The sequence below is a fragment of the Bartonella sp. 11B genome, assembly GCF_002022625.1.
Taxonomy (GTDB): Bacteria; Pseudomonadota; Alphaproteobacteria; order Rhizobiales; family Rhizobiaceae; genus Bartonella; species Bartonella rochalimae.
Window position 1 is genome coordinate 308,044 of sequence record NZ_CP019783.1, and the last position, 17,494, is coordinate 325,537.

Annotated in this window: 13 protein-coding genes and 1 pseudogene; 9 read left to right on the forward strand and 5 right to left on the reverse strand. The window is 34.9% G+C overall.

Annotated elements, in window-relative coordinates:
- The first annotated feature begins 173 nt into the window (after nt 1-173).
- From Bho11B_RS01330 to dapE, 3 genes are all read left to right on the forward strand, one after another.
- Entirely contained in the window at nt 174-953 is a 780-nt protein-coding gene (locus tag Bho11B_RS01330) for a carboxylesterase (protein ID WP_078673463.1), read from the forward strand.
- Between the two features lie 34 nt (nt 954-987).
- Nucleotides 988-1,719: a M48 family metallopeptidase gene (locus tag Bho11B_RS01335; RefSeq protein ID WP_078673464.1), complete on the forward strand. Its 732-nt coding sequence runs from the start codon at nt 988-990 to the stop codon at nt 1,717-1,719.
- Nucleotides 1,720-1,921: 202 nt separating this feature from the next.
- Entirely contained in the window at nt 1,922-3,088 is a 1,167-nt protein-coding gene (gene dapE, locus Bho11B_RS01340; RefSeq protein WP_078673465.1) for a succinyl-diaminopimelate desuccinylase, read from the forward strand.
- A gap of 50 nt (nt 3,089-3,138) precedes the next feature.
- On the opposite strand, the gene hemW is transcribed toward dapE, so the two are convergent.
- On the reverse strand, nt 3,139-4,338 hold the full coding sequence (hemW, locus tag Bho11B_RS01345) for a radical SAM family heme chaperone HemW (RefSeq protein ID WP_078673466.1): 1,200 nt from the start codon (nt 4,336-4,338) through the stop codon (nt 3,139-3,141).
- Nucleotides 4,335-4,982, reverse strand: a complete 648-nt coding sequence (gene rdgB, locus Bho11B_RS01350) for an RdgB/HAM1 family non-canonical purine NTP pyrophosphatase (RefSeq protein ID WP_035006363.1) — start codon at nt 4,980-4,982, stop codon at nt 4,335-4,337. The genes hemW and rdgB overlap by 4 nt, the downstream gene beginning before the upstream one ends.
- Nucleotides 4,983-5,509: 527 nt before the next feature.
- Here rdgB and hrcA point away from each other — a divergent pair.
- Both hrcA and grpE read left to right on the forward strand, forming a co-directional pair.
- On the forward strand, nt 5,510-6,580 hold the full coding sequence (hrcA, locus tag Bho11B_RS01355) for a heat-inducible transcriptional repressor HrcA (RefSeq protein WP_035006361.1): 1,071 nt from the start codon (nt 5,510-5,512) through the stop codon (nt 6,578-6,580).
- Between the two features lie 120 nt (nt 6,581-6,700).
- A complete protein-coding gene (gene grpE, locus Bho11B_RS01360; RefSeq protein ID WP_035006359.1) occupies nt 6,701-7,363 on the forward strand; it encodes a nucleotide exchange factor GrpE in 663 nt (220 codons plus the stop codon).
- 395 nt (nt 7,364-7,758) lie between these two features.
- Here the strand turns inward: grpE and Bho11B_RS01365 are convergent, their stop codons facing one another.
- The 3 genes from Bho11B_RS01365 to Bho11B_RS01375 form a co-directional block, all read right to left on the reverse strand.
- Complete coding sequence (locus Bho11B_RS01365) at nt 7,759-9,531, reverse strand: sensor histidine kinase (protein ID WP_035006358.1); 1,773 nt, start codon at nt 9,529-9,531, stop codon at nt 7,759-7,761.
- Nucleotides 9,532-9,570: 39 nt separating this feature from the next.
- On the reverse strand, nt 9,571-10,293 hold the full coding sequence (locus Bho11B_RS01370; protein WP_035006357.1) for a response regulator transcription factor: 723 nt from the start codon (nt 10,291-10,293) through the stop codon (nt 9,571-9,573).
- A 550-nt stretch (nt 10,294-10,843) separates the two neighbouring features.
- Entirely contained in the window at nt 10,844-11,380 is a 537-nt protein-coding gene (locus tag Bho11B_RS01375; RefSeq protein ID WP_035006355.1) for a copper chaperone PCu(A)C, read from the reverse strand.
- Nucleotides 11,381-12,148: 768 nt separating this feature from the next.
- Here Bho11B_RS01375 and dnaK point away from each other — a divergent pair.
- From dnaK to Bho11B_RS01400, 4 genes and pseudogenes are all read left to right on the forward strand, one after another.
- Nucleotides 12,149-13,983 (forward strand): annotated as a pseudogene (dnaK, locus tag Bho11B_RS01385) (molecular chaperone DnaK).
- 155 nt (nt 13,984-14,138) lie between these two features.
- A complete protein-coding gene (dnaJ, locus tag Bho11B_RS01390) occupies nt 14,139-15,266 on the forward strand; it encodes a molecular chaperone DnaJ (RefSeq protein WP_035006747.1) in 1,128 nt (375 codons plus the stop codon).
- 235 nt (nt 15,267-15,501) lie between these two features.
- The gene (argB, locus tag Bho11B_RS01395; RefSeq protein WP_035006352.1) at nt 15,502-16,407 is read left to right on the forward strand and encodes an acetylglutamate kinase; all 906 of its coding nucleotides are present in this window, start codon (nt 15,502-15,504) and stop codon (nt 16,405-16,407) included.
- Between the two features lie 44 nt (nt 16,408-16,451).
- On the forward strand, nt 16,452-17,354 hold the full coding sequence (locus Bho11B_RS01400) for a DMT family transporter (RefSeq protein ID WP_035006745.1): 903 nt from the start codon (nt 16,452-16,454) through the stop codon (nt 17,352-17,354).
- Nucleotides 17,355-17,494 lie beyond the last annotated feature (140 nt).

The window sequence follows — 17,494 nt, forward strand, 5'->3', positions numbered from 1 at the left end:
CTATGCTCCTTAATATCAATTAATTCTTAACATGACAGTATACAATATATAGAGAGAAAAACAATAAAAATTCGTGCTTTTTTCATTATCATTGTAAGGATTATTTGTTATATTATTTTAAAATACAGTGATTTTCTTTTGTAAAAAGAAAACTTTCTGGAGAAAGGATGATAATGGATCAAAATATTCCTTGTCAATTTTTTTCATTTGAAAATACGATTCTTGCTGTGCGTCATCACAAAGGCAAGCGCTCTCCTGGTTTGATTTGGTTGCCTGGTTACCGATCTAATATGTTAGGGAGTAAGGCGACGGTAGTTGATAGTTTTGCTAAAAAAAATGATTTTTCTTGTTTACGTTTTGATTATTCTGGTCATGGAGAGTCGGAAGGAGATTTTTTTCAAGGAACGATTTCGCAATGGGTTAAAGAGAGTTTAGCTATTATTGAAGCTTATTGTGAAAGTCCACAAATTTTGATTGGGTCTTCTATGGGAGGATGGATTGCTATAAGGCTTGCTATGATACTTGCTCAAAAAAACAAAGCGCCTGTTGGGATGATCTTAATTGCACCTGCTCCTGATTTTACACAGACTTTTGTGGAACCTTCTTTAAGCGCAGAAGAATGGAAAATGCTTGAGGAAAAAGGTTATTGTGAGCGACCTTTGGCCGATGGTTTTGAACCATTACTTTTTACAAAGGCATTCATTGAAGATGGGCGAAACAACAGTATTATGAAAGAATGCATAGATGTTGGGTGTCCAATTCATATTCTGCAGGGGATGGAAGATGTTAAGATACCTTATCAACATACGTTAACTTTACTTGATTATTTGCCTTTGCATGATGTAGCATTAACACTTGTGCGTGATGCGGATCACCAATTTTCACGTCCCCAAGATTTGAAGTGTCTTGAAAAGGTGTTGGTATGTTTGATTGATCGAATCAATGCTGAATAAAGGTTATGTTCATTGATTATAAGAGACATGATATATGGCTATGTATGAACAAGACTTTATTCTCTCTAATCGTCGTATACCTTTGTGGGTAAAAGAACGCAAGAATGCACGTCGCTTTACCTTGCGTGTTGATATAGCCAGGCAAGGAATTTATTTGACCACTCCGCTTGCAGTAGAGCGAAGAATGATTGAATGGTTTATTGAAAGTCATCGATCTTGGATTGAAAAACGTTTTGCTCATCATGGAGGAATGATCAATGAAGGCTTTCATCTCAAAGAAGGTTCACGAATTCCTATATTGGGGGTTTTACATATTATATTGCGTAAAGAGGAACGTGGAGTAGCTGAAATTATTACAGGGAATGCTGAACAAGAATCACAAATCGTTATTTATAGTCGATTAGAGCATCTTCCAAGACACGTTGCTGATGTTTTGAAGAAACAAGCTAAAATTATTATAGCACCGTTAGTGGTTCATTATGCACGCAAGGTAGGGCGCAAGGTTAAATCAATTAGTTATAAGGACACTAGAAGTCGTTGGGGATCATGTTCAACAGATGGTCGTCTTTCTTTTTCATGGCGTCTTATTATGGCGCCAAAAGAAGTTGTTGAGTATGTTGTTGCCCATGAAGTAGCTCACCTTGTTGAGATGAATCATGGAAAACGATTTTGGTCTCTTTGTGAAAAACTTTGTCCTGAAAGGAAAACCTATCAAGCTTGGTTAAAGAAAAATGGCCATACACTTCAAGGGATTAATTTTCACTAATGTAAAAATGCGCTTCTTTATCTATATTTATCTATATTTGTATTGTTTTTGTCTACTGGATAGTGTTCTGTTATATATTCTGAACTATAGGGGGATGAAATAACGAAGTTTTATTTTTATAGATTCAAGGTTTTCACTTTATCTTTTGTATAATTAAGTTTAGCTTTTTTAAAATTGTTCTTTTTAGATTGGAATAGCTTTTATGCTTGTTCTTACAGATCCTGTTCAGATTTTACAGACACTTATTCGTTGCCCTTCTGTTACACCGCATGAAGCGGGTGCTTTATCGACTTTGGAGCACTTTTTGAGAAAAATGGGATTTTGTGTTGAGCGTCCTATTTTTGTTGATAAAAATACAGAAGATGTTGAAAATCTTTATGCAAAGATAGGCAGTGAAGGTCCACATCTTATGTTTGCTGGCCATAGTGATGTAGTACCACCCGGTGAATTAGAAAACTGGACTTATCCTCCTTTTGAGGGAGTAATAAGCCAGGGAAAATTATATGGGCGAGGTGCTGTTGATATGAAGGGTGGGATTGCTTGTTTTATAGCGGCGATGGCTCGGTTTCTGAAGAAAAAAACACTCAAGGGAATGGTAAGTTTTTTAATAACCGGTGATGAAGAAGGTCCCGCGATAAACGGTACAGTCAAGCTTTTAGAATGGGCAGTACAAAAAGGTGAAAAATGGAATGCGGCTATTGTGGGTGAGCCAACAAGCGTCAATATTGTTGGTGATATGATCAAAATTGGACGGCGAGGATCGATTTCTGGTATTATTACGATTAAAGGTTGCCAAGGTCATGTTGCTTTTCCCGAGCGAGCAGCAAATCCATTGCCTTTAGCAAGTAAGCTTATTCAAGCGTTGACACAAACTGCTTTGGATCAAGGAACAAAGGATTTTCAAGCAAGTCATTTAGAATTGACAAGTATTGATACAGGAAATTTGTCTGTAAATATTATACCAGCACAAACAGTTATTCGCTTTAATATACGTTATAATGATCTTTGGACAAAAGAAACACTCGTTGCTGAAATTGAGAAGCGCCTTGCTTCTGTACACTCTGAAAATGATCAAGTACCATATTATCAGCTTGAATGGATATATAGTTTAGGGGGTGTTTTCTTGACCAAAAATGATAAATTAATTGGAATTTTGTCGAATGCTATTAAAAGTGTAACAGGAAATATTCCAGAGTGTTCGACTTCTGGTGGCACATCGGATGCGCGCTTTATTAAAGACTATTGTCCGGTTGTTGAATTTGGTTTGCCAGGGCAAACTATGCATATGGTCGATGAATGTGTGACTCTTGATGCTATAGAAAATCTAACTTCTATTTATGAACGTTTTATCACCGATTTTTTTGCGTAAATGGAGTGGTGATTATTTTAGTGACATGATAAGATGAGACTTTAAAGATTTTAGTTTGCTAATTGACCAATAATATGATCAAGAAGAATGCGTCCGGTTGTTGTGGCTTTTAAATGTTGTTTGTCCGTTATTTCAATTAATCCTTGTTGTTGTAAACGGATCAGTTTTTTTCGCGATAAACTTTGGCAACTTAAAGTTTCATAGCGTGCTAGATCAAGTCCTTCTGAAAGACGCATACCCATGAGTAGCATTTCATTGGCTTGTTGTTCTTGAGACAAGTGTTCTGTGTCAATACAACCGTGACCTTTGGTTTCTACTAACTCAAGCCAATTTTCGGGATGTTTTTCGTTTATTGTGACATACCGGCTATGATTTTCAATTTTGGATGGAAATGTTTCTGAAAAAAAAGAGGAATTTTTTAGTGACTGCTTAATAAAACGTCCATGGGCACCTGGACCAAAACCTGCATATTCATGATAACGCCAATAAAGGAGATTATGGCACGATTCAGCACCAGGAATCGCATGATTTGATATTTCATAGGCTGGAAGACCATACATAGTGGTTATTTCTTGGGTAAGAGTATAAAGATTTGCTGCTTGCTCTGAGACTGGTAGGATCAGTTTTCCTGCTGCATGAAGCTTTTTAAAGGTTGTTCCATCTTCTATGGTGAGTTGGTATAAAGAGAGATGGTCTGCGGCCAAATTAATGGCTTGCAAAAGTTCAGTTTCCCATTGTTTAAGTGTTTGTTTGGGGCGTGCGTAAATTAAGTCAAAAGATAAACGTGGGAAAATTTCACGTGCTAAATTAATAGCATGAAGAGCTTGCTTAACGTTATGAAGACGACCAAGTTGTTGTAATGCTTTATCATTGAGTGCTTGTACACCTAAAGATAAACGGTTAACACCTGCTAACTGATAACCACGGAAGCGATTTGCTTCTACACTAGAAGGATTAGCTTCAAGTGTGATTTCAGCTTTGTCATCGATTGTCCAGTTTTTTGCGACAGCTTGTAATAAACGATCAACAGTTTGAGGTGCCATAAGGGAAGGTGTTCCTCCTCCAATAAAAATGCTTGTAATGTGGCGAGGGCCTATTTCCTTAGCTTGTGTTGTTATTTCACGTTCAAAAGCGTTTGCAAAACGGGGTTGATCTACTCCATTTATACGGACATATGAATTAAAATCACAATAAGGACATTTGCTCGTACAAAATGGCCAATGAATGTAAATGCCAAAGGGTTTCGTCATGAGAGAACTAAAAGATTTTCCGCAAAGAGTTTAAAGGCCCGTGCGCGATGCGAAAGAGGAGTTTGACCATGAAGTTTCCAACTGTGTTTTTGTTCTGTTGACATTTCACCAAAGGTATTTTCGTATCCATCAGGTAAAAAAATAGGATCAAAGCCAAAACCTTTATTTCCTCGTGGTGGCCAAATGAATGTACCTTCAACACTACCGCGAAAATAATCCGCATGTCCATCGGGATATGCAAGGCAAATAACCGATATAAATCGACCTTTACGTTGATTTTTTTTCAGAGGGTCAACTTTTTGTAATTCATTTTCTACTTTTTGCATAGCCTTTACAAAATCACGTGTACCATCGGGTTGGAGAGCCCAATCAGCTGTATAAACACCGGGTGCACCATTTAAGGCGTCTATTTCCATGCCAGAATCATCAGATAAAGCAGGAAAATTTGTGGCTTTTGCGGCTGCAAAAGCTTTGATATAAGCATTTTCTTCGAATGTTGTTCCTGTTTCTTTTGGTTCGGGCAAGCCAAGTTCTTTTACCGATTGTGTTGTTATACCAAAAGGAGCAATCAATGTGGTAATTTCATGGAGTTTACCAGTGTTATGCGTAGCAATAATAAGTTTTTTGATTGTGATATTTCTCATGTGTATATTTCCTGAAATAAGGCAATAATCTCGGTTTAACTCAGCGTTTATTTATAGAATAAAAATTGGTAACAGTGATTTTGACAATTCGCATACAACGAAACAATGCAACATCATTAAAATTTTTTAGTAGTTGCTTAAATTTTTTATATCAATGTATTGATTCATTAAATAATAAAATTGATATCAATTTTAATTTGTGAGTTTTTATAGCATGGATTAATATTTTATATATCGTAAAGAATAAATTTCAAATGATTTTTAAAAATTTATTGCAGAGTACAATGAGCTGTATTTGTCATCAGTTCGATAATTATAAAAAGAATTATTTTTTATTTTCATGAGACATAATTCTGCATATTTTTATATTTATTTTTAGGTGATTATTCATATTTAATAATGGTATTATTGTAATAGATATTCGATATATTTTTTGCACTGTATTTAGATTATTTGACCATATCTTTGAAAAACTTATATAATCTTATATAATAAAGAAGGATTTTTAAAATAGTGAAACAGTTGTGATGAAGAAAATATCCCTTGATGACTCCTTAAAAAATCTTGATAAGCGTTCACGTGATATTTTTTGTCATATTGTTGAGGCTTATCTTAATGATGGTGAACCGGTGGGCTCACGTAATCTTTCGCGCCTTTTACAACAAACGTTATCACCTGCAACAATTCGCAATGTAATGAGTGATCTTGAGCATCTTGGTTTAATTTATGCGCCGCATGTGTCTGCAGGGAGAATGCCAACACAATCAGGTTTGCGATTTTTTGTTGATGCATTTATGGAAGTAGGTGATTTACCAACCGAGGAACGTGAAAACATTGAAAATAAAGTTAAAGAAGTTGGTAATGCACAATCAGTTGAACATTTTTTAATTCAAGCAAGTCAAATTCTTTCGGATCTTTCACGAGGAGCAGGATTGGTTCTCGCAACGAAACAGGAAGGTACACTGAAACATATCGAGTTTGTACGTCTTGATAGAGAACACGCTCTTGCAATTTTAGTGACACAAAAAGGCGATGTTGAGAATCGTATTATTCAGTTACCAGAAGGTGTGACTCATGCACAATTGACAGAAGCAACAAATTTTCTCAATGCTCATATACAGGGATGTACACTTAATGAAGCAAAAGCAGAAGTTGCACGTTTATGCTCAGAGACACGAGCTGCTCTTCATCAATTGTCTCAACATCTTGTTGAAACTGGTTTAGCTCTCTGGGGAGGAGAAGATTCAGATAATAAAATACATCTTATTGTTCGGGGGCGGGGCAACTTACTTGAAGATGTGAAGGCAGGAGAAGATTTAGGGCGGCTGAGATATTTGTTTGATGACCTTGAAACACGTGAAAGCATGGCGCAGTTACTTGATTTAGCAGATGAAGGATCAGGAGTGCGTATTTTTATTGGTTCAGAAAATAAATTATTTTCACTTTCTGGTTCTTCTTTAGTGGTAGCCCCTTATTGTGATACACAGAAAAGAGTCATTGGTGCTGTAGGTGTTATTGGACCAACACGTCTTAATTATGCAAGGATTGTCCCTATGGTTGATTATACAGCTCAACTTGTATCACAATTATTACGTTAGCATAGTTGAATGTTGTCTTAGGAGCGATCATTGTGCTAACCGATAAATAAAAAGCTCTTGATTTTTGTTTGAAAAATTTCGATATCAGGAGTATAAATTATATGAAGGAATAGAATTTTTATGTTTGATGAAAAGAATAAATTTGCTGATGCTTCATTTGAAAATTGCGATTTGAAGAATCCAATTGATTGTGATGTACTTAAACAAGATTCTGATGAGTTTTTAAAGATACATGAGGGAGAAAGTGACCCAAATGCTGAGGTAGAGGAAATTCAGTCTGCTGACCCTTTGGTTATTTTGCAGGATGAAAATAAGCAGCTAAAAGATCAAATTTTACGTCTTGCAGCAGATATGGAAAATCTTCGACGTCGAACAGCTCGTGATGTAGCTGATGCTAAAGCATATTCAATTGCTAATTTTGCTCGTGATATGTTGTCTGTTTCTGACGATTTGCATCGCGCATTGGCAGCAATTCCAAAAGATGCAGGTGAGAATAATTCCGGTTTGAAAACATTAGTGGAAGGTGTTGAAATGACCGAGCGTGCAATGATGACAGCTTTAGAGCGTCATGGGGTCAAAAAAATTGATCCAGAAGGACAAAAATTTGATCCTCATTTTCATCAAGCAATGTTTGAAATTCCCAATGCTGATGTGCCAGAAAATACTGTTCAACAAGTTGTTCAAGCAGGTTATATTATTGGTGAACGTGTCTTACGCCCGGCAATAGTTGGCGTAACTAAGGGGGCAGTAAAAGAAGTTTCTGTTGAATCTGAAACGGTGTAAATATATTGGAAAAAAATTTTATCGTGAAATGCCAATTTTAAAATCTACATTCGTACAAAGTATTGCATTGAATGGTTTAAAACTATTCCGATTTTGAAGATATAAAACAATTCAATTATTTTGTAGAGCCTTTTATGCAAAAAATTATACTTGAGATTCAAGATATAAAAACGATGAGATTATTTGAGAAAGTTCTTAGGTTTTCAATTAATTGAGATCTGCAGCTATTAGTTGTATTATAAAGAATTTAAACTCTTTCACTTATTTCTTAATTTTCAATTTAAAAATATCTTTGCATATTATTTGATTTTATGAGGATTTATAATTAATTATTCTTGTTTTGTACCTAAATGAGTATAGAAAATTATTATTTTCTTTTTCATTTGAAAGGGAAATTATTTGGTAAGTGGAAGGGTGATAATAAATCGAGCACCAATTTTTTCTTTTTTAGATTTGGGATCAATAATATTTTCAGCCATGAGAGTTCCATTATGAGCTTCAATGATTTGCTGACTAATTGCAAGGCCAAGACCTGAATGTTTCCCAAAAGCATCTTTGCCTGACCGATCAGTATAGAAACGTTCAAAAATACGTTCAATATTTTCTGAACAAATACCTGGTCCATTGTCTTCGACAGTTAAAATGAGATTTGAAGCATTATTTTTCATTGTAATACAAATTTTACCATTTTTACGAGGTACAAAAGAACGTGCATTTTCAATGAGATTGGAAATCACCTGCCCTAAACGTAATTCATGCCCTACAATTAGGTAAGGTTTGCCATTAATTCGTGGAATAATATTCAAATTAATATCAATATTTTGTTTATTACAATGGATTTCACGAATAGCTTGAATAAGGCTTTTTAACAATGAGCCCATATCAACTATTTTAGCAGTTTCGCGAACAAGTTCTGCATCTAATCGCGATGCGTCAGAAATATCGGTAATTAAACGATCAAGACGATGCACGTCATGTTGGATGATTTCAAGTAATTGTGTCTGTTGTGCTTTATTTTTAGCCAGTGGTAATGTTTCAACGGCACTGCGCAGCGAGGTAAGAGGATTCTTTAATTCATGACTTACATCGGCTGCAAAACGTTCAATGGCTTCAATGCGTGTATAAAGAGCGTTGGTCATATCACGAATAGAGGTAGAAAGACGACCAATTTCATCTTCACGTTTTGAAAAATCAGGAATTGTTATTCTCTTACTGCGACCATGACGCACGCGATTAGCGGAGGAAGATAATTTACTTAGTGGATGCGCAATAGTATGAGCTAAAAATAGAGAAAGAACCAAGAAAACACTTCCAACAACGGCAAAGATTTTAAAAATTCCTAATCTTTCACTTTCCACAATATCATCAATGTCTGTACCAATAGTTGAAAGCAAAAGAGCACCAACGACTGCACGATAACGTTGAACAGGTACAGCAACTGAAACAATTAATTGACCTTGCCTGTTACGTCGTTTAGCAGTGGCAGAAGAGCCATTTAATGCTAGATAAACTTCAGGATGAAGAGCTTCATTATCTTTTGCTTGTCTTCTATCAACAGCAATACCGTTGCCATAGAGTGTATTAAAAAACAATGATTTTAAGTGCTCCCATAAATTTTGTTTTGTTTGGATAGGAGGTAAATCATAAGTAAAAACCTCACCACTCGAATAAAGAACACGTGAATCAAGAAGCAAAGTTGCGTCACGGTCATATATCCGTGCTCTTGTTGTTTTTGGTGTAATAAGACGTCGTAAAAGTGGAGCAACTTGTTCGGAATTAATGGGAAAATCCCAAGTATCAGTGGATTGAAGCATTGGTGTAACACTTTCTCCAGCTTGTAATTCCAACAGTTTTTGAGGGTCAATTAAAATAGAGTTTGTGTCTATTGTTGCAGAAGCAGCAATAGCTCCAGCAATAATTTTTCCTTGGGTGCGTAAACTTTCAATTTTTGCTTCAATCAAACCATTACGAAATTGGTTAAGATACAAAATACTTATAACTAGAATACCAAGGGCAGCAAGATTTAAAATCACAATACGGCGTGTGAGACTGGAAAAGAACAATTGTCTCAAAAGTCGCTGTATCTGAAAATACAAATGAAAAAACATAGAAAGCTGTATCGGAGAAGTATTATTTGATGATTTATTTAGTAAAGTATTTTTTCTCATCGAGTTCTTCGGCGTTTAACCTATTGTGGCAAAATGGTTTCATACTTCATGAAAACGGTAACCTACACCATAAAGCGTTTCAATCATTGCAAAATCATTATCTACTTGTTTAAATTTTTTACGCAAACGCTTAATGTGGCTGTCAATGGTACGATCATCTACATAAATTTGATCGTTATAGACAGCATCCATTAAAGCATCACGACTTTTAACAACTCCTGGCCGTTGCGCTAAAGTTTGCAGAATTAAAAACTCTGTAACTGTTAATATAACAGGTTTGTTTTTCCATGTACATATATGGCGTTCTTGGTCCATAACAAGATCACCACGTTTGAGAGAAGAAGCTGGTGTTGTGCCTATCGGAAGTGGTTGGTTGCGAGCATTAGAACGACGCAAAACAGCTTTTACTCGCTCAATAAGAAGACGTTGAGAAAAAGGTTTTGTAATGAAATCATCAGCTCCCATCTTGAGACCAAAAAGTTCATCAATTTCATCGTCTTTAGAGGTTAGAAAAATAACTGGAAGATCAGATTTTTGACGCAAACGGCGCAAAAGCTCCATACCATCCATTCGCGGCATTTTAATATCAAAAATAGCTAAATGTGGAGGGTGAAGTGTTAAGTTTTTAAGTGCAGCTGATCCATCTGTATAACTTTCAACCCGATAACCTTCTGTTTCAAGGGCAAAAGATAAAGATGTTAAAATATTACAATCATCGTCAACCAGTACAATCGTTTGGGTGACGGTTGGAGTATCTTTCATGGTTTCTTAAACCTTTCTCACTATAGAAGCGAACCTTTCATATTATATATATGGGAGTTCACATTTTATTTGCAAAACAAATATGGAACAAATTGTAGCAAAGACAAGAACCTTTTGTTTTGTAGCAAAGGTTATTTTTCTTTACAATTTTGTAATGCTTGTGTGCGTATTAAGATCCCTTTTTTCGATATAAAATTTTTATTAAGATGTTTTTTATCAAATTTTACTCTGTTTCTGCCTAAAAAAACAGAGTAAGTTTATTCAATTTATCTATCTGTTATTTAAAATAATAGTTTATAATAATATCAAAAAAGTGCACTTTTTGCGAAAAAGGAAACAATTTTGAAGGTACATTTGATAAATTTCAACTTGAGATAGAAAAAGGAATATTAAGATTAAAAGAGAGATAATGAATGATTATTTGCAAAGTGTTGTTTTGTTTACAGTGATAAATGAAAGATAATAGGACTTTTTACAAAACTATACATCTTATAAGAAAGTGAAATATTGGAAATTTTAACATAATCAAATTAAATAATTACGAAAAAACTTATTTAGAAGGAAATGTTGCTCCTGTTGTTTTGGCCAAAAAGTCAACTTCGATTATTCCTGCTTTTTCAAAAATTAATTTTGCATTAATTTTTTCATTGTGTTGAAATGGTTTTGAAAGCCCTATAAACATAATATGATTACCGCCAGGTTTAAGGATGATTTCACCCTTTCCTGGAATTTCAATGCCATTTGGTATCTTTTTCATTTGCATAATATTATTAGTTACTGACATAGAATGAATTTCTGTTTCTTTTGCTCTATTTGTCGAAATGGCAATCAACCGGTCAGGAGTATCGCTATGATTAATAATGTAAAGATAACCATTACCCACTTTTGCATTTTTAGCTGTTGTACGTGTCCAAGGGTCAATGATTTCCAAATTACCGAGTTTATATTGGTGGGCGTTTGTAGCTGAGGGACAAGCTATAAAAATAAAAACACACAAGAGATTCAGAATATTATTTTTGTTTAAGTATTTTACAGTGGTGTTATATATAAAGAAATCTTTTATTCTTTTGGTAATAAGAGTCATGATTATTTGGTCCTCTTTTTTATCTTTCTTTTATATAAATGCTTTTTTATTTAGAGCAAGAACTTTATTCAAAATAAAGGAGAGTGTTGTTTGCATTATATTGATTTATGAGAGAGTGAAAAGTATGTACATATTGGTTAAACAACTAAAAATAATTATAAGAGATTATAAAGACAAACGATTTAATTTTATGTTTCTGCAAATTTTAAAAAATGTCTTTAACAATATAATTAAAATAAAAAACGCTTTGTCTCAATATAGATCACATTATAATTAAATATGATTATATATAATAATTTGCGATGAACTATTTTTTGTAACGAATATTTACTTGATATTTTTTATAGCTATGAGAAGAAAAAGAAAAAGCTAAAAACTAATTCTATCCTTGATAATTTTATTATAAATTCATGTTTTTATAAGAGTTGTAAGAGGAATACAGTATTCTATTTAATTTTATGCTGTAAAAATGGTTTTGAAATGAAGGTATTAAGGGTAAATTTTTATTTTAGTGATGTTTCTTTCGTTATTCTCTTGTAGGGATCAAGAGATATTCTTATATACCAAGAAACAAGCTTGTTATGATTCTCAATTTATTATTTGTTTAATTTAAAATTAATGTAAGATATAAAATGTGATAAGGAGCTGTCAAAGAAAAATGCTTGATAAAGATTGCTTGATAAAGATTTAGACAGCTTGCTGAGTGGAGATTAAAATATGGCAAAAGTAATTGGTATTGATTTGGGAACAACTAACTCCTGTGTTTCTGTTATGGATGGCACGAATTCAAAGGTTATTGAAAACTCAGAAGGAGCGCGGACAACACCTTCAGTTGTTGCTTTCACTGATAGTGGAGAACGGCTTGTTGGACAACCTGCTAAACGGCAAGCGGTTACAAATCCTGAAGGGACAGTTTTTGCAGTTAAACGTTTGATTGGGCGTCGTTTTGATGATCCTATGGTTGAAAAAGATAAAGCGCTTGTACCTTACAAAATTGTTAAAGGTGACAATGGCGATGCATGGGTTGAGGAAGCAGGTAAAAAATATTCTCCATCACAAATTTCAGCAATGATTTTGCAAAAGATGAAAGAAACTGCCGAGTCTTATTTGGGTGAAAAGGTTGAGCAAGCTGTCATTACTGTCCCTGCTTACTTTAATGATGCACAGCGCCAAGCTACTAAAGATGCTGGTAAAATTGCTGGGCTTGAGGTTTTACGGATTATCAATGAGCCTACAGCAGCAGCTTTAGCTTATGGTTTAGATAAGAAAGATGGAAAAACAATAGCTGTTTATGATCTTGGTGGTGGTACATTTGATATTTCTGTTCTTGAAATTGGAGATGGTGTTTTTGAAGTTAAATCAACCAACGGAGATACATTCTTAGGTGGTGAAGACTTTGATATGCGCCTAGTTAGTTATTTTGCAGAGGAATTCAAGAAAGAGCAAGGGATTGATCTGAAAAATGATAAACTAGCGTTGCAGCGTTTGAAGGAAGCTGCAGAAAAAGCGAAGATAGAGCTTTCTTCTTCACAACAAACTGAAGTTAATTTACCGTTTATTACAGCTGATCAGTCTGGTCCTAAGCATTTAACGATGAAATTGACACGAGCGAAGTTTGAATCTTTAGTTGAAGATTTAGTCCAGCGAACTATTGAGCCCTGTAAAGCAGCATTAAAAGATGCAGGATTGAGTGCGAGTGAGATTGATGAAGTTGTTTTAGTGGGTGGTATGACCCGTATGCCTAAGATACAGGAAGTTGTACAAAATTTCTTTGGTAAAGATCCACATAAAGGTGTTAATCCTGATGAAGTTGTTGCTATGGGTGCGGCTATTCAAGGGGGGTGTTGCAAGGTGATGTAAAAGATGTATTGCTTCTAGACGTAACACCTTTGTCTTTAGGTATTGAAACATTGGGTGGAGTATTTACGCGTTTAATTGAACGTAATACCACTATTCCTACTAAAAAGTCGCAAACTTTTTCAACGGCTGATGATAATCAGAATGCTGTGACTATTCGTGTGTTTCAGGGTGAACGTGAAATGGCTAATGATAATAAGTTATTAGCTCAATTTGATCTCGTTGGTATTCCGCCAGCACCACGTGGCGTTCCTCAGATTGAAGTTACTTTTGATATTGATGCGAATGGTATTGTGAATGTTTCTGCTAAGGATAAAGGAACTGGTAAGGAACATCAGATTCGTATTCAAGCATCGGGTGGTTTAAGTGATGCTGATATAGAAAAGATGGTTCAGGATGCAGAAGCACACGCTGCTGAAGATAAAAAACGTCGTGAAAATGTTGAAACTAGAAATCAAGCAGAGTCTCTTGTCCATTCAACTGAGAAGTCATTGAATGAGTATGGTGATAAGTTGTCAGCTGAAGATAAAGGTCAGATTGAAACCGCGATAGCTGATCTGAAAACAGCTCTTGAGAGTAATGATGCTGAAGAAGTCACCACAAAAATGCAAAAATTAGCAGAAGTTAGTATGAAACTTGGGCAGGCTATGTATGAAGATTCGTCAGCTAAGACTAATGCTGAAACAGATACGAAAAATGATGATGTTGTTGATGCTGATTTTGAAGAAATTAATGATAAGAAGAAATAGTTAAAGCAAATGCATTGGTGAATTAATAACCCGGCTTGTGAGATATAAGGCTGGGCTTTATTGTTTAGTTGCAGTTTTTTCTATGTTTTTCAAAAAACTAAATTAAAACAAGTGTTATCTAGAATGGGTAACAAAAAATTTATCGGGAATACATGATGAAGGTTGATTATTATGAAATTCTTGGCGTAACCCGTGGGTGTGATGATAAAAAGCTGAAATCTGCTTTTCGTAAGCTAGCGATGCAGTATCATCCGGATCGTAATGCAGGGGATAAAGAAGCGGAACAGAAATTTAAAGAAATTGTTGAAGCCTATGAAATTCTTAAAGATCCTCAAAAACGAGCGGCTTATGATCGATTTGGTCATGCAGCTTTTGAAAATAATAGCCGCGAAGGATCTCATCCATTTGGTGGTGGATTCGCTGATATTTTCGAAGACTTTTTTGGCGAAATTATGGGAGGTGGGAATCGTAAACGTAGTGATGGCCGTGAACGTGGAGCTGATTTAAGCTATAATATGGAAGTGACATTGGAAGAGGCTTTTACGGGAAAAACTGCGCAGATTAATATTCCAAGTTCTATTGTTTGTGATGCTTGTGAAGGATTAGGTACAAAAAAAGGTTCTAAACCAACAACTTGTGGGACTTGTCATGGAGCTGGGCGCGTACGTGCTGCACAAGGGTTTTTTTCTATTGAACGGACATGTCCAGTTTGTCATGGTCGTGGCGAAATTATTACGGATCCATGTTTAAAGTGTCATGGGACAAGAAGAGTTGAAGAAAATCGTTCATTGCATGTCAATATTCCAGCAGGTATTGAAGATGGTACGCGTATTCGTCTTTCTGGTGAAGGAGATGCAGGTATTGGTGGTGGTTCTGCAGGTGATCTTTATATTTTTCTTTCTATTAAAGCGCATGAATTTTTTCAGAGAGATGGCGCCGATCTTCATTGTCGTGTGCCTATTTCAATGGTTACAGCTGCTTTGGGGGGTGAATTTGAGGTTTCCAGCCTTGATGGTGTTAAAGCGCGGGTTAAAGTTCCTGAGGGTACACAAAATGGGCGTCAATTCCGCTTAAAAGGTAAGGGAATGCCTATGTTACGTCAACAAGCCAAGGGTGATCTTTATATTCACATCACTATTGAAACACCACAAAAATTGACTCAAGAACAACGCGCATTATTACAAGAATTTGATAAGCTTTCAAATCATGAAAATTCACCCCAATCACATGGTTTTTTTGCACGTATGAAGGAGTTTTTTGATAATATTGCTAATCAAAATTAAATAAATTTAGTGTAAAGAAAACCTAAAAAGCTAATGTATAATTTTTAATAACAACTCAAAATTATTAATTATATATTTGATCATTTTAAGTAAGTTATGCTTATTTGTTTTTCATTATTATTTAAGGTGGTTTTGATAAAAATTATTGATTTTCAATGGATTGCATAGTTAAAACTTGTTTTTACTTTTCCGAAACTCCCTTAATAAAAGGTAGAAATGATGCGGAGACTCTTTGATGAGTAATATCAAGAAAAATGATGAAAAAGTTTTTGAAAAACAGGCAGCATTTTTATCATCTGCTTTACCTTATATGCAAAAGTATGAAAATGAAACAATTGTTGTGAAGTATGGTGGGAATGCTATGGGCGATCCTGCTTTAGGACAAGCTTTTGCTCGTGATATTGCTTTGTTAAAACAGTCCGGCATTAATCCTATTGTTGTTCATGGTGGAGGTCCTCAAATTGCTGAAATCTTAACTAAAATGGGGGTTGAATCACGATTTGAAGATGGTTTACGTGTAACCGATGAAAAAATTGTTGAAGTCGTTGAAATGGTTTTAGCAGGCTCAATAAATAAGAAAATTGTAGCCCTTATCAATGCTGAGGGTGAATGGGCAATTGGACTTTGTGGTAAAGATGGTAATATGGTTTTTGCTGAAAAGTCTTATAAGACTGTAATTGATCCTGATTCACATATTGAACGTATTGTAGATTTAGGATTTGTTGGTGAACCTGTTGAAGTTGATCGAACATTGCTTGATCTTTTAGCATGTTCTGAAATGATTCCGGTTATTGCTCCTGTTGCTCCAGGACGAGATGGTAAAACTTATAATATTAATGCTGATATTTTTGCTGGAGCAATTGCTGGTGCTGTAAAAGCAAAACGTCTTTTATTTTTAACGGATGTTTCTGGTGTTTTGGATAAAGAAAAGAAACTCTTAAAGGAATTGACCATTTCTAAAGCTAAAAAACTTATCAAAGATGGAACAATTTCAGGAGGTATGATTCCAAAAGTAGAAACTTGTATTAAAGCTATTCAAGAAGGTGTAGAGGGTGTAGTGATTTTGAATGGAAAAACGCCTCATTCTATTTTGCTTGAACTTTTTACTGAACATGGAGCGGGAACGCTCATTGTTTCTTAAGTAATATAGGATGAATTTGAAAGATGAAGCCTTTTATAGCTAGAATGAAACAATCGAGATATCTCCTATTTAGTAAGCAAGAATTGGCATTGTTTTTTGCGACAGTATTGTGGGGTATTACGTTTCTCATTATTCATATTGCGGTACGTTATAGTGGGCCTCTGTTTTTTGTAGGATTTCGTTTTATTGTTGCAACACTTATAACTACAGTGATTTTTTGGCGATCTATAAAAGATATAACTGTTTATGAAATTTTTGCTGGAATGGCTATAGGTTTTGGAATATTTCTTGGTTATACTTTTCAAACGGCAGGGCTTCAGACTGTTATTAGTAGTCAGGCAGCTTTTATTACTGCGATGTATGTTCCGATAGTTCCAATTTTACAATGGATTTTTTTTAGAAAGCTACCCCATTTATGTAGTTGGATTGGTATTGTGTTTGCTTTTGTTGGACTCATACTAATTTCTGGACAAAATTTCAAAGATATTCATTTTTCAAAAGGTGAAATTTTTATTCTGCTGGGAGCTTTGGCAATTGCTGGAGAAATTATACTGATCGGATTTTTTGCAAATAAGGTTGATAGCCGACGTATAACAATTATACAGTTATTTTTTTGTAGCCTCTTTGCGTTTTGCTTTATGCCTTTAATGGGTGAAAGTATTCCTGAATTTTCGTGGGTTTGGTTTAATGTAGGTTTGGGATTGGCATTAATGAGTGCGGTTATCCAATTGACTATGAATTGGGCGCAGAAATCTATTTCACCCACTCGGGCAACAGTTATTTATGCTGGTGAGCCTGTATGGGCTGGTATTATTGGGCGTTTGGCTGGGGAGTATTTATCTCCCTCAGCTTTATTGGGTGGTTTGTTTATTATAATAGGGATTGTAGTGGCTGAGTTACGACCTTCACAATGGCGTAAAAAAAATAAAATAACTGAAAAAAAGTAATTAGTCTGTTTTTTTTGTAATATTTAATCTTACCGTGATTATTCTTTAAACATCATACTAAGATTCTGTAGAGTTTACACACCTGAATGTAGCATTAACAATGCTCTATATGGATTAAGATAATTTCAAAATATTTCTAT